This is a genomic window from Microbacterium sp. W4I20, from assembly GCF_030816505.1.
Taxonomy (GTDB): Bacteria; Actinomycetota; Actinomycetes; order Actinomycetales; family Microbacteriaceae; genus Microbacterium.
The window spans coordinates 1,915,172-1,928,321 of the sequence record NZ_JAUSYB010000001.1; the positions used below are offsets into that span (position 1 = coordinate 1,915,172).

Here is a 13,150-nt window from a genome sequence, read left to right on the forward strand (position 1 = left end):
TGTCAGGGCTCCCGCCCGAGGCCGTCACTCGAGAAGAAGGAACTCTCCCCAGCCCGATTCGATCAGGACTCTGGTCTTGACCGCGCCGTTGCCAGTGCCGGGATAGAGATAGAGGTCACCGGCAGGGCTCCGCGCGAGAATATCTGCGAGACCGTCTCCGTCGTAGTCGACGCCACCGGTCACCGCGGTGTACTCCTGCCATCCCTCGCCGACGTTGCGCGCGGGCGAGAAGCCGCTGATCGCGCCGGCGTAGAACACCAGCGCGCCGGAATCCCGCACGCCGATGATGTCGCCCCGGCCGTCGTTGTCGAAGTCACCACCGACGAGGAAGTGGAAATTCTCCCACCCTCCGCCAAGGGTCTGGTTCGGCTTCGCGAAGCCGCCGGCGCCGTTGCCGCGGTAGATCGTGAGGACTCCGGTCGAGGACACCCCCAGGACGTCCTGCTTGCCGTCGCTGGTGTAATCCGCTCCGGAAGCGATGTGAAGCATGTCGTACCATCCGGTGCCGGGACTGGTCGTGGGTGACCGGAACCCGCTCGCGCCGGTACCGGCGTGGAAATCGAGCCCGTTCCTCGTCGCGACGAGGATGTCGCCCTTCGTATCGCCGTTGAAGTCGGTGTGAGTGACATGTCTGCGGCTGTCGCCCCAGGACGCCGACACGGTCGTGGCTGCTTGGAAGCCGCCCTTGCCGGTGCCCGCTCGAAGTCTCAGATCGCCGTTGCCGGCGATCAGGAGAACGTCGGCCGCCTTGTCGCCCGTGAAGTCCGCCGAGCCGAACTGCGCTCCCGGCGCGCTGCCCAGACCGGGGAGGTACAGCGGGATGAAGCCACCGCGGGCGACGTTCGACAGACAGGTGAAACCCTGATTGATGGGCGTGTAGACCGCCCCCTTCAATCGGACCTCGAAATGCAGGTGGTTGGCGACCGTGGCCCCCGTCTTGCCGACGACGCCGATCTGCTGCCCGCGGGTCACTCGCGTACCGGGCGCGAATTTTCCGGGAGCTGCCATATGCGCGTACCGCGTGGTGTACCCGCCCGGGTGCTCGATGTCCGTGTAGTTGCCGTATCCGCTGTTCGACGTCCGCGTCTTGATGACGCCGTCGTACGCGGCGAGGATCGGTGCGCCACCTGCGCCGGTGATGTCGATCCCGTCGTGGGCGCGGTAATTGCTTCGGCATCCGTCGCCGACCTTGGACTGGATGTTTCCCGACGCCGGGTAGATCATCTGGCCGTCGGTCGCGGCGGCCGCGGGAGCGGCGGCCCAGATCGACGGGACGAGCACGCCGGCCACCAGCGCCATCGCCGTTGCGATCCCGATCCGGGCGAGACGCCATCGGGAAGTTCGCTTCATCTCGCGTGCTCTCTTGCTAGCTCGGTCGGCCCCAGGGACGAGTGTCCTCCGCCGTCACCGTACCAGGGCGTGCGGATTAACCGAGAGAGCGTCGCCCACGGATGCGAGGCTGTAACCCGCACACCGGCTCCACCTCGCTCAGAGCAGGTCGAACGCTCCCCCGTAGGGCGCCGTGTCGTCACCCGTGTCACGATGATCCACTTGCACGGAGTCGACGGAGATGACCACCTGACTCCCCGTAGAGATGAACACGCTCACCGATCGGTTGCCCACCACGACGAAGTCCACGAATCGGCCGCCGCCTTGAGCGGCCGACACGATCTCCTCCTTGATACGGTCCACGTCCTGCCCCTGCGCCAGGAAGAAGCCCACGTCATTGACCGCGATCTGGGTGCGAACCATCGTCTGCATCTCAGTCATCCCACTCGCCTCCCCGTCATCTGTCATGCCGCGAACGTAGCTCCGCGGGCACCCGGACAGAAGGGGATTGCGCCCGAGACGATTACCGGGCATGCACGCCCTCCGCACCCGCCGGCGTGCGGTGCCATATATCGCGGTGTACGGTTCACTCATGGGCAGACTGCGCTATGACGGGATCTCGGATCCGATCCTGATCGAAGACGTGACATTGGCGCACCTGAAGATCGTGATCGCGACGAAGCTCCGACGCCAGGAGAGCTTCATGATGACCTGGAGGCCGGTCAGCGACGGCATCGACAGGCGCGCGACGGTGTGGATCCACCCGGCCATCCCCCTGCAGTTCGGCTTCGACAGCGCTGACCCGCCTCCCATCGACCCGCATCTGATCGCCGAGATGATGAAGGCACTGAACGCCACCGGAGAGCTGGTCCTCGACCACCTCGTCGACTCCCTCTGACCGAGGACTCCACGGTGTCGGAGCCCCGCCCCCTGCCCCATGTCGGGTTTGCCGGCCTCGGGATCATGGGCACGCCGATGGCTGCCAACCTCGTGCGCGCCGGTCTCGATGTGAGGGTGTGGAACCGCACGGCCGCGGCGACCGCGGAGCTCGCCGACGCCGGCGCCACCGTCGCTCCGACCGTCGACGGGTTGTTCGCCACCGCGCGCGTCGTCGTGCTCATGCTGCGCGACGAACCGGCCGTCGATGCCGTGCTCTCCCGCGGCTCGGCACGGTTCGGCGAGCTGGTGCGCGACCACATCATCGTGCAGATGGGAACCTTCACCCCGGACTTCTCTCGCACCCTCGCCGAAGAGGTCCAGCGCGCCGGCGGCGCCTACGTCGAAGCGCCGGTCTCCGGGTCGCGCGGCCCGGCCGCGGCCGGCACTCTCGTGGCGATGCTCGCAGGGCCCGCGGATGCCATCGCCGAAGTGGCGCCCGTCATCGACGCCATGTGTGCCCAGCGGTTCGTGTGCGGCGACGTGCCGGCAGCTCTCGGGATGAAACTCGCGGTGAACACCTTCCTCATCACGATGGTCACGGGCCTCGCCGAGGCGTTCCATTTCGCCGCGGCCACGGGAGCAGACATCGAGGTGCTCCGGAAGGTCATCGACGCGGGTCCGATGGCGTCGGCGGTGTCACGCGGCAAGTCCGCGATGGTGACCGCAGGCGACTTCACCGCGCAGGCGGCGGTCGGCGACGTCCTGAAGAACGCGGAACTGATCGAAGACGCCGCTCTCGCCGCCGGCATCCCGCACCCGCTCATCGCCGTGTGCCGCGAGCTGTTCGCGGAGGCCTCCGCCGCGCACCGCGATGACGACATGATCGCGGTGATCACCGCGATCGCCGGGCGCCGAAACTGAGCGCGCGCGATCGGGTCGACGCAACTAGGCTGGATGCGCGCCAACGCTCGGCCTGACCTCCATGAGGTCTCGGCCCTGGCGTGAGCACACGACCTCCCCTTCGATCCACTCGACCCCGCCCCGCGGGGACGGAGCCGCCGCTCCGCGACGTGGCCTCGGCAGAAAGGCTTCATCCCCATGAGCGAATCCTCCGGAAACGCCGACCGCGACGAGCGGTCGCCCGACTTCTTCGACCAGCTGATCGAGACGGCCCCCCGCGAGTCGCAGTCCGCTTTCACCGTGGGCTTCCGCGGTTACGACAAGGGCGAGGTGGACGCCGCTCTCGCAACCCTCCGCACGCAGCTGCAGCAGCTCACGGCCGACCTCGCCGAGACCAAGGCCCACCAGTCCGAGGCCGTCGACGCCGCACGCGACGAGGAGCGTGCCGCACGCGAGGCCCTCGAGGGGGAACTCAGCGCCGCGCACGCGAAGGCGTCCGACGCCGAGCAGCAGATCGCCACCCTCACCTCCGAGCTCGTCGACGCGCCGCAGCCCGACGGACAGGAAGCGCCCTCGCGTCAGCAGTTCGAAGCCATCCTCCGCGTCGCCGAGGAGCAGGCGAACGTCCTCATCCAGAACGCGGCCGTGCAGGCCGACCGCCTGATGACCTCGGCGCGCGAGGAAGTCACCGCGCAGCGTGCCGAGGCCCAGGCCGACGCCGAGCGGATCACGGCTCAGGCCCAGCGCGACGCCGACCAGGTGCGCCTGAAGATGGACACCGAGTACACCGCGCACGAGGCCCGTATCGAGCGCGAAGCCGCCCATGCCGCTGAGAAGGTCAACCAGGCCGCGCAGGAGGCGACCGCGATTCGCACCGAGGCCGAGAAGGGCGCGGCCGCGCTGCGCTCGCTCGTCACGCGTGAGACCACCCAGCTGCGGGCGGATGCCGAACGCGAGGTGCGCGACATGAACGCGCGCGTCCTGGAGTTCGAGGAGACGCTCACCCGCCGTCAGGACGACGCTCAGCAGGAGTTCCTCGTGCTGCACAACCAGGCCGTCGCCCACGCCGAGCGCATCACGAACGACGCCAACGAGCAGGTCGCGGCGTCCCTCGAGCATGCCCAGCGCATCTCGTCACGTGCCGAGGACTACGAGCGCCTGACGCGTTCCCAGGCGCAGACCATCGAAGCCGACGCGCAGGTGCGCGCCCGCGAGATCCTCGACCGCGCTCGCGTGAAGTCGCAGAAGATCGTCGACTCGGTCACCGGTCACACCACCGCGGTGCTCCATGACGCCGAGGACCGGACCCGTCAGCTGCGCTGGCAGCAGCAGCAGCTCACGAGCTTCATGGCCGAGGTGCGCGAGCTGATCCGCCCGGACGGCGTCTTCTCGGACGACTCGCTTCCTGCCGCGATCGCCGATGCCGCCCCAGGATCCGACGAGACGCCGGCGAAGCCGAAGTCGAACGCGAAGTCGAAGGGCAAGGCCGCGGACGACAGCGCGAACGAGGAGTTCCTCGGCGACGAGGTGCTCGACGACGAGCGGGACGACGACCGACCGCTCGAGAAGATCACCATCGATGTGGTCGAGGTCGACGAGAACACCACGCGCTGACCCGCAGATCGCTCCGATGAGGGCGGCATCCACCGGTCGGTGGATGCCGCCCTCATCCGTTCCACGGCTATCGCTCTCTGTCGCATCGCGTCAAGCTGAGGAGCATGACAGACAGCGTGATCGAGGTCCGCGACCTCCGCAAGGACTACGGCGGCTTCTCGGCCGTCGACGGCATCAGCTTCGACATCGCGCGCGGCGAGACCTTCGCCCTGCTGGGGCCGAACGGCGCGGGCAAGTCCACGACGATCGAGATCCTCGAGGGTTATCGGCACCGCAGCTCCGGTGACGTGCAGGTGCTCGGCGTCGACCCCGCACGTGGCGGCCTCGACTGGAAGGCGCGTCTCGGCATCGTGCTCCAGTCGACCGGGGAGGCCGGATCCTTCACCGTGCGCGAGCTGCTGACGGAGTTCGCGGGCTATTACCCGCACCCTCGGGACGTCGACGAGGTGATCGCCGCGGTCGGCCTCGAGCAGAAGCAGCGCACGCGGGCCGCTCGCCTGTCGGGTGGGCAGCAGCGCCGACTCGACGTCGCTCTCGGGATCATCGGCCGGCCGGAGCTCCTCTTCCTCGATGAGCCGACGACCGGCTTCGACCCTGAAGCACGACGGCAGTTCTGGGACCTGATCCGCTCGCTCAAGGCGGAGGGGACGAGCATCCTGCTGACGACGCACTACCTCGACGAGGCCGCCCATCTCGGCGACCGCGCTGCCGTGATCGTCGGCGGGACGATCGCTGCGATCGGCCGCATCGACGAACTCGGCGGCCCCGAGTCCCGCATCCCGCTCGTGCGCTGGATCGACGCCTCCGGCCATCGACGGGAGGAGCGCACGGACGCCCCTGGCGCGCTCGTCGCCGACCTGCAGCGCGACGGCGAACCCCCGGGTCTCGAGGTCGTCCGCCCGACGCTGGAAGACGTGTACCTCGAGCTGATCCACGCGTTCGACCTGCGCTCCGAGGAGAAGGGGGCATGACCACCACGACCACCACCCCGCAGGCACGATTCGGCCTCGCGCGCACCCTGCGCCTGGGGGTCCGCCGCGTCCCGTTCGAGCTGCGCCAGTACTTCCGCGCCGGCGACCAGGTGTTCTTCACCTTCCTGTTCCCGACGCTCATGTACGTGCTGTTCGCCACGATCTTCACCGGTGACATCGGCGAGGGTCCCGACGCCATCAGCATCGCGACCTATTACCTTCCCGGACTGATCGCCGGCGGCATCCTGCTCTCCGGCGTGCAGGGCCCGGCTCTCGAGATCGCTGCGGAGAAGAGCGACGGCACCCTCAAGCGCCTCGGCGGCACTCCCCTCTCGCCCGTCACGTACTTCATCGGGAAGATCGGCGAGGTGTTCGTCACCGCGATCCTGCAGATCGCCCTGCTGATCGCCGTCGCAGTGGTCGTCTACCGCGTCGAGCTGCCGACGGATGCCGCGGCCTGGGGCCGCTTCGCCTGGGTCTTCGTCCTCGGGCTCATCGCCTGTACCCTGCTGGGCATCGCCCTGTCGTCGGTGCCGCGCTCCGGCAAGTCCTCCGCAGCGGTCGTGATCCCGGTCGTGCTGCTGGTGCAGTTCCTGTCCGGCGTGTACATCGCCTTCTCGGCGCTGCCGGAGTGGCTGCAGAACGCCGCGGGCATCCTTCCCGTGAAGTGGATCGCCCAGGGGATGCGCTCTGTCTTCTTCCCGGACTCGTTCCGAGCGGCGGAGACGAGTGGTTCCTGGGAGGTCGGGCTCATCGCGGTGATGCTGCTGGTGTGGATCGTGGTCGGCCTGGTGCTCAGTCGGCTCACGTTCCGCTGGATCCGTCGCGACCGCTGACCCGTCGGATGCGGCACCGGGAGAACGAGATGGGAGAGTGGTCATCATGAGGACGGCAGCCAAGGAACGACTCGGTTGGGACCTCGCCTCGGCGGCCCTGTTCGTCGTGACCATGCTCCTCGCCTTCACGCTCCCGTCCCGATTCCCCGGCTCCTCCTGGCTGCTGGTGGCGACAGGATGCGGCATCGCCGCCGTCTACGCGTTCGGCGCCCGGCGCTACGTGAGCATCCGGGAGAGCCCGGAGCCCTCACCGCTGACATCGGGGCTGCTGCAGGCGGCACTGATCGCACTGCTGGCGTTGGGCACGTCGATCGAGCCGACCATGATGCTGCTGCAGACCCTCGTGCTGCCGTTGATCTGGATGACCTCGCGATCGACGACGCAGTCGATCGTCGTCACCCTGATGAATGCCGGCATCCTCACCTTCGCGTACGCCGCATCGGCGGGCTTCACCCCGGGGATGATCCTGGGCGGCGCCATCACCTCGGGCCTCTCCGCGGCGTTCAGCGTGGCCCTGGGGCTGTGGATCACGCGCATCGCAGAGTGGGGCACCGAACGTCAGCGGCTGCTGGCCGAACTCACCGACACCCAGCAGGGGCTGGAGGCGGCGAGCCGCGAGGCAGGAGCGGCAGCCGAAAGGGCTCGCCTCGCACGCGAGGTGCATGACACGATCGCGCAGAGCCTCACCAGCATCGTCATGCTCGCGGAGCGCAGCCGGCACGACGGCTCCCGCGACACGATCGGACTCATCGAGGAAGCCGCCAGGGAGGCGCTGCGCGAGGCGCGGGCGCTCGTCGTCGTCGAATCCCCCGCCGCCGACTCGTCCGCGTCGCTCGCGGAAGCACTGCGGCGGCTGGGCGAGCGGTTCGCCCGCGAGACCGGGGTCCCGGTGTCGGTCACCGCCTCTCCCCTCGTCGTGCCGCGCGACATCCAGGTCGTGCTCCTCCGCTGTGCGCAGGAAGGCCTCGCGAACGTGCGCAAGCACGCGGCCGCAGCGTCGGCCTCGCTCGCGCTGACGGTGTCCGACGACGACGCCGCGCTCGTGGTGAGCGATGACGGGCGGGGACTCGACGGCCGGGATCTCGGCGAACAGCGCGGTTTCGGCCTCTCGGGCATGCGCGACCGTGTCGGCCTGGTCGGCGGCACACTCGAGGTGCGCGACGGCGAGACCGGCGGCACCGCCCTCACCGTCCGCATCCCGCTCGCCGTGCGACAGGAGACCACATGATCCGCGTCATCGTCGTCGACGACCACCCGATCGTCCGATCCGGGATCATCGGTCTGCTCTCCCTCGACAACGAGCTCGAGGTGGTCGGTGAGGCCGCTGACGGCGCAGAGGCGATCGCTCTCGCGACGTCGCTCCGCCCCGACGTGGTGCTCATGGATCTCCGCATGCCGGAGGTCTCGGGAGCCGAGGCGACTGCCCGGATCACCGCCGAGCTTCCGGGGGTGCGGGTGCTCGTCCTCACCACGCATGAGGACGACGACGACATCCTCAGCGCGATCGAGGCCGGCGCCAGCGGCTATCTGCTCAAGGCAGCGCCGCATGCCGAGATCGTCGCCGGCATCCGTTCCGTCGCGGATGGCCACACGGTTCTGGCCCCGACGATCGCCGCCACCTTGGTGACGCGCATGCGCACGCAGGACCCGGCGCGGCCCGCACTCAGTCCCCGCGAGCTCGAAGTGCTACGGCTCGTCTCGCGTGGGCGCAGCAACCCCGAGATCGCCCGCGAGCTGTTCATCGGCGAGGCGACCGTGAAGACGCATCTGCTGCACGTGTTCGAGAAGCTCGAGGTGTCCGATCGGACCAGAGCGGTGACCCTGGCGCTGGAGCTCGGGCTGCTCTGAGCCGATCGCGCACGTCGGGCACAGAAAAGCCCGGCATCGCGGAGAAGCTCACGCGATGCCGGGCTGAGGCTGAAGTGTTACGGCCGTCCGAACTGGGCGACTGCCGGGCAGTCGAACGGATCTGCACCCGCGGAGAGGCCGACCCGGTTGAGGTAGTCGATCACGATCTTGTACGAGCGCAGCAGGTTGGTCTCGGTGTACGGCACGTCGTTCGCCGCGCAGTAGTCGCGGACGATCTCACGAGCCTTCGCCAGATGCGGGCGCGGCATGCTCGGGAACAGGTGGTGCTCCACCTGGTAGTTGAGGCCGCCCATGAGCCAGGTCGTCGCCCATCCACCGGTGATGTTGCGAGAGGTGCGCACCTGCTTGGTGAAGAAGTCGAGACGGGCGCCCGGCTCGATGATCGGCATGCCCTTGTGGTTCGGGGCGAATGCCGCTCCCATGTAGACGCCGAAGACGGCGAACTGCACACCCAGGAAGGCGAATGCCATTCCGAGCGGGAGCATCATGAACACGGGAACGAGGAGGAGCACGAAACGAGCAGCGATGATGCTGAGCTCGATCCAGCGTCCCTTGACGTTCTTCGTCGTCAGGAGGTACTTGAGACCGAGGAAGTGGAGGTTGAGTCCCTCGAGCGTGAGCAGCGGGAAGAAGAGCCAGCCCTGCTTGCGGGTGATCAGCTTGATGAGACCCTTCGCCTTCGCGGCATCCTCTTCGAGGAACGAGATCGTGTCGACCTCGATGTCGGGGTCCTTGCCGACCTGGTTCGGGTTTCCGTGGTGCTTGGTGTGCTTCGAGTCCCACCAGGAGTAGCTCATGCCGATGCTGGCGATCACGATGCGGGCGAGCTTGAAGTTCGCGGGTCCCGTGGTCAGGATCTGACGGTGCGCCGCCTCATGTCCGAGGAAGGCGATCTGCGTCAGGATGATGCCGAGGCCGGCGGCGATGAGCAGCTGGAACCAGCTGTCGCCGAGGAGGATGAACCCCGTGATGAGGCCGCCGAGGGCGACGGCGATTCCGGCGGCGACAGCGACGTAGAACCACTGTGCACGGCGGAGGAGACCGGTCTCCTTGACGACCTGCGAGACCTGCTTGTAGGCCTGGGCCATCGGCGGGAACTCGGCGTTGCCCGCGTATGTCTGACGAATCGGTCCCAGCGTTGCTGCGGTCGTTTCGACCTGTGTGGTGGAGATGATCTTCTCCTGTCGATCGGAGCCCTTGAGCTGTGAAAGCCCAAGGCGACTGCCCAACGCTTACCTCACACTAACCGGGCCCGCATGCGGCTCCGGGAATACATCGGCACCCCTTGACGGGAGCCTGTGAGTGTGAATGGATCCGAGCATGAATCGCCATGTCCGTGTCGCGTCGGCGGCTGTGCTGCTGCTGGCAGGCGGGACCTCTTCGCTCGTCGGATGCAGCAGCGCGCCCGGGGAATCGGCGACCTGCATCGATTGGGTGTACTTCGAGGCTCCGGCGGACGCTTACGACGATGCGGATGCCGTCGCTCGTGGACGCATCGTGGGCCGGGAAGGGACGACCAGCTACCTCGAGATGCCCGCCGCGATGTGGACCGCAGAGATCGACGAGTGGATGAAGGGGGCCGGCGACCGGGAGATCGTCGTCACCTCGCTCCCCCGCGGGTGCGGTGACGAGGGCGACTCGCTCGCCGAGGCGATGGATGCCGGGGACGAGGTGATCCTCTTCCTGCGCGAGCAGCCGTCCGGCTGGGAGGCGATCACGCCGTGGCAGGGAGCGATCGCCCCGGCTCCGGACGGCGGCATCCCGGACGCCTGGCCGGAAGACCTCTACGACTGACGGCTCAGGCCCGAGCGCGGCGGGCCCGGCGACGCCAGGCACGCGGAAGGAGCTGCGGGAACGCAGGTGAGTGGCGGGCCGGCTCGCTGATCTCTTCGAGGGCGCGGAACGCGTCGTCCAGGGAATCGAAGGCGCCGAGGTCGGTGCCGTGGTTGTCGCGCACGAGGTGCGCGGTGCCGTCGAACTCGACGAAGCCGGCGAATTCGCCGTTGCGCGTCGCGACGTGCACGTCGGCGTCGGCCTGCTTCCAGGTCAACGGATCGGACGGGGGGAAAGTGATGGTGGTCATGGTGATGCTCATTGCTGTGTGGCGGGCGCGCGTCGGCGCTCCGCAAGTTGTGAGATCGAGGGCGGATGCCGCGCGCATCGATGTGCGCGGTCCTTTACGGCCCTGATCAGTGGCGACGTGGCGGCCGAGAGGGGCACTGCACACACGTTGCACGATCAGCATAGCAGAATCCGCCAGCACCCGTTGCCCGATCCCCTGCGACCTCAGCGCGCAGGGGGTTCGCCGCCGCCGGCGGGTCCACCGCCCCCGCTTCCTGGCGCCACCCCGGCAGCGGGCGTCGTCGACGTGTCCACCCCCACGACGAGGGCCGCCGTGTACCCGCTCTCCACGTCACCGGTGACAGTCGCGAGCTGCGTCGCGCCACCGTCATCCCCGAAGACATTGTCGGCGGTCAGCGTGGTCCGGGCGAGGTTCTCGCTCGACCCGCTGTACACGGACTCCGCGTACACCACGGCGCACTCCTGCTCGGGAAGAGCGAGCTGCGAGGTGGCGATCGCGTTGGCGGCATCCGTGATCGATGCTGCATCCGGGTACACCTCGAAGTGGATGTGCGGCCACCTCCCCGAGTAGCACCCGGGGAACACCGAGGTGAAGGAGACTCTGCCCTCGGCATCCGCCACCTGCACGCCACGCAGGTAGGTGACGTCCTCCAGCCCCGACGAGTACATCGAATACTCGCCCTGTGCGGTGCAGTGCCAGAGGTACACGGCGGCACCCGCGAAGGGGCGTCCGTCGTTCGCCAGATCGATCACCTGGAGTTCGATGGCGAGGGGCACTCCCTCTGCGGTGGCCGCACCGTCGATCGACGCCCTGATGTCCTGACGGACGATGCCGGAGTCCTCGAGGACGTCCGGCCCGTTCGATCCATCACCCGGGTAGGGGCCCGCCGTCTCATCCGGGATCTCGATAGTGGTTCCGCCGGTGCCTGCGCTCGCATCGGCGCTGGGCGTCGCGGTCGATCCGCCCGAGGCGGCCGGAGCGCAGGCCGCCAGGACCACCGCGCCCAGCCCGAGGCCCGCGAGCCCCAGAACCCCACGGCGGCTCATGAGCGTGCGGATGTCGAAGGGAGCACCCTGGTCGACGACCTCTTCGTCTGCGCGATCGAGGAGTCGACCCTCGTAGGCGGGACCATCGGGAGTGCGGGTGGGTTCGGGGATGCGGCTCATGATCGTTCCTCTCAAGCGGACCACTCGTGGACTGGTCACCCATGCTGCGGGAACTCTCGATCAGGAATCCATGCTCCGACTATGCGTCCTCTTTGACGGCACAGCGTCCGCCGACGCCTCGTCCTTCGCCACCGGCGGCCGGAGCACGAGGACCACGACGATGATCACGAGGATCAACGCCGTCAGCGTCACGGGGATCGGCAGCACCGGGTCGAGCAGGACCAGCAGCGCACCGATGGGGACGACCGTGTTCACGACTCGGTCGGCGTTCTCGCGGATCGCGATCCACCAGATGCCGAGCAGGAAGATCGCTATCGGGATGGTGACGGTGAAGGAGGCCGCGATGTTCGACAGTTCGCTCTTGTGTGTGAGCACGTCGATCTCCACCTCGATGCCGGCCGAGAACGCGGCGGCGGCGGCGAAGACGAAGTAGTGGGAGTAGCCGTAGCGCAACGAACGCCGGAACGATGTGATGGCCCGGTGGTGGGGCGGCCAGAAGTAGATCCACCAGAGGGATGCCGTGACGACGAGCGTGAGCACCGAGATCGCGATCAGCGGCCCGAGCGTCTCCACCTCGTCGAAGGCGTCGATGATCGCGTTCGCCGATGCGAGGAGGCTCTCGCCCAGCACGATGAGCGTGAACAGACCGTAGCGCTCGGTGATGTGGTGCGGGTGCCACGGCGTCTGCCTGCGGTGCTCGGCGAAGACGGGCACGGAGATCTCGAGCAGGGCGAAGAGCACGAAGGCCGCGATCTGCAGTGGTCCCGCGGGAATGAGGAGGAAGAGGATCCACAGCACCTGGACGGCGGCGATCCCCCACGCGTAGCGTTTCGTCGCCCCTCGGAGCTGGCCGGCCGACCGTGATGCTCGCAGCCACTGAGCCACCATCGCGACGCGCATCACCACGTAGCCGAGCACCGTGAGGGTGAAGACGCCCTCGTTGAACGCCCGCGGGATCCCCGCCGCGAGCACCAGCACCCCTCCCATCTGCACGAAGGTCGTCACGCGGTAGAGCCAGTCGTCGGTGTCGAACGAGGTCGCGAACCAGGTGAAGTTCATCCACGCCCACCAGATCGCGAAGAACAGCATCGCGTAGGAGGTGACCCCGTGCAGGAAGTGCCCCTCGCCGAGCGCATGATGCAGCTCGGCGGAGGCGATGCTGACGGCGACCACGAACACGAGATCGAAGAACAGCTCGAGGGTGCTCGCCGTGCGGTGCGGCTGCGATGGATCACGCGGCTGCATCGGACGGAGCTGGAAGCGAGAAGCGGCAGGATTCGCGGTCACGGCGCAAGGATAGTGCCGGCGCGCAGGGGTTCGAGGAAGTTGTTCATCCATTCGCCGGAAATATCTTCCGCTCCGGCACATCTTCCGCTACAGTGTTCAAAGTCTGCTGTGCCTGCTGCTAGCGACCGCCGTGTGGGACGGCGAAATGCACTCCGTGAGTGGGATCACCGAGTTCCAGCAGGACCCGAGGGGTCGGGATGCAGACGTTGGCCGTGA

Annotated in this window: 14 protein-coding genes; 8 read left to right on the forward strand and 6 right to left on the reverse strand. The window is 68.0% G+C overall.

What is annotated here, in order from left to right:
* Positions 1 to 24: 24 nt before the first annotated feature.
* Positions 25 to 1,350: a VCBS repeat domain-containing M23 family metallopeptidase gene (locus QFZ21_RS09360; protein ID WP_307377070.1), complete on the reverse strand. Its 1,326-nt coding sequence runs from the start codon at positions 1,348 to 1,350 to the stop codon at positions 25 to 27.
* A gap of 138 nt (positions 1,351 to 1,488) precedes the next feature.
* Positions 1,489 to 1,770 carry a hypothetical protein gene (locus QFZ21_RS09365; RefSeq protein ID WP_307377072.1) on the reverse strand — a complete coding sequence of 94 codons (282 nt, stop codon included), beginning with the start codon at positions 1,768 to 1,770 and terminating at the stop codon, positions 1,489 to 1,491.
* A 151-nt stretch (positions 1,771 to 1,921) separates the two neighbouring features.
* Here QFZ21_RS09365 and QFZ21_RS09370 point away from each other — a divergent pair, with 151 nt between their 5' ends.
* The 7 genes from QFZ21_RS09370 (at position 1,922) to QFZ21_RS09400 (ending at position 8,377) form a co-directional block, all read left to right on the forward strand.
* Complete coding sequence (locus QFZ21_RS09370) at positions 1,922 to 2,227, forward strand: hypothetical protein (RefSeq protein WP_307377074.1); 306 nt, start codon at positions 1,922 to 1,924, stop codon at positions 2,225 to 2,227.
* 14 nt (positions 2,228 to 2,241) lie between these two features.
* Positions 2,242 to 3,129, forward strand: coding sequence for an NAD(P)-dependent oxidoreductase (locus QFZ21_RS09375; RefSeq protein ID WP_307377076.1), 888 nt, complete (start codon positions 2,242 to 2,244; stop codon positions 3,127 to 3,129).
* A 177-nt stretch (positions 3,130 to 3,306) separates the two neighbouring features.
* On the forward strand, positions 3,307 to 4,722 hold the full coding sequence (locus QFZ21_RS09380; RefSeq protein WP_307377078.1) for a DivIVA domain-containing protein: 1,416 nt from the start codon (positions 3,307 to 3,309) through the stop codon (positions 4,720 to 4,722).
* 104 nt (positions 4,723 to 4,826) lie between these two features.
* Positions 4,827 to 5,693, forward strand: coding sequence for an ABC transporter ATP-binding protein (locus tag QFZ21_RS09385; RefSeq protein WP_307377080.1), 867 nt, complete (start codon positions 4,827 to 4,829; stop codon positions 5,691 to 5,693).
* Positions 5,690 to 6,529, forward strand: coding sequence for an ABC transporter permease (locus QFZ21_RS09390; protein WP_307377082.1), 840 nt, complete (start codon positions 5,690 to 5,692; stop codon positions 6,527 to 6,529). The genes QFZ21_RS09385 and QFZ21_RS09390 overlap by 4 nt, the downstream gene beginning before the upstream one ends.
* A 46-nt stretch (positions 6,530 to 6,575) precedes the next feature.
* Positions 6,576 to 7,757 carry a sensor histidine kinase gene (locus tag QFZ21_RS09395; protein ID WP_307377084.1) on the forward strand — a complete coding sequence of 394 codons (1,182 nt, stop codon included), beginning with the start codon at positions 6,576 to 6,578 and terminating at the stop codon, positions 7,755 to 7,757.
* On the forward strand, positions 7,754 to 8,377 hold the full coding sequence (locus tag QFZ21_RS09400) for a response regulator transcription factor (RefSeq protein ID WP_307377086.1): 624 nt from the start codon (positions 7,754 to 7,756) through the stop codon (positions 8,375 to 8,377). The genes QFZ21_RS09395 and QFZ21_RS09400 overlap by 4 nt, the downstream gene beginning before the upstream one ends.
* A 77-nt stretch (positions 8,378 to 8,454) precedes the next feature.
* Here QFZ21_RS09400 and QFZ21_RS09405 read toward each other — a convergent pair whose 3' ends face one another.
* Positions 8,455 to 9,627 (reverse strand): acyl-CoA desaturase, encoded by a 1,173-nt coding sequence (locus QFZ21_RS09405; protein ID WP_307377088.1) that lies wholly within the window; start codon positions 9,625 to 9,627, stop codon positions 8,455 to 8,457.
* 91 nt (positions 9,628 to 9,718) lie between these two features.
* Here QFZ21_RS09405 and QFZ21_RS09410 point away from each other — a divergent pair, with 91 nt between their 5' ends.
* Positions 9,719 to 10,192: a hypothetical protein gene (locus QFZ21_RS09410; RefSeq protein WP_307377090.1), complete on the forward strand. Its 474-nt coding sequence runs from the start codon at positions 9,719 to 9,721 to the stop codon at positions 10,190 to 10,192.
* A gap of 4 nt (positions 10,193 to 10,196) precedes the next feature.
* Here the strand turns inward: QFZ21_RS09410 and QFZ21_RS09415 are convergent, their stop codons facing one another.
* The 3 genes from QFZ21_RS09415 to QFZ21_RS09425 form a co-directional block, all read right to left on the reverse strand.
* A complete protein-coding gene (locus QFZ21_RS09415) occupies positions 10,197 to 10,481 on the reverse strand; it encodes a hypothetical protein (RefSeq protein ID WP_307377093.1) in 285 nt (94 codons plus the stop codon).
* Between the two features lie 203 nt (positions 10,482 to 10,684).
* Entirely contained in the window at positions 10,685 to 11,647 is a 963-nt protein-coding gene (locus QFZ21_RS09420; protein ID WP_307377095.1) for an intradiol ring-cleavage dioxygenase, read from the reverse strand.
* Positions 11,648 to 11,707: 60 nt separating this feature from the next.
* Positions 11,708 to 12,892, reverse strand: a complete 1,185-nt coding sequence (locus tag QFZ21_RS09425) for a low temperature requirement protein A (RefSeq protein ID WP_307381267.1) — start codon at positions 12,890 to 12,892, stop codon at positions 11,708 to 11,710.
* Positions 12,893 to 13,150: the final 258 nt, after the last annotated feature.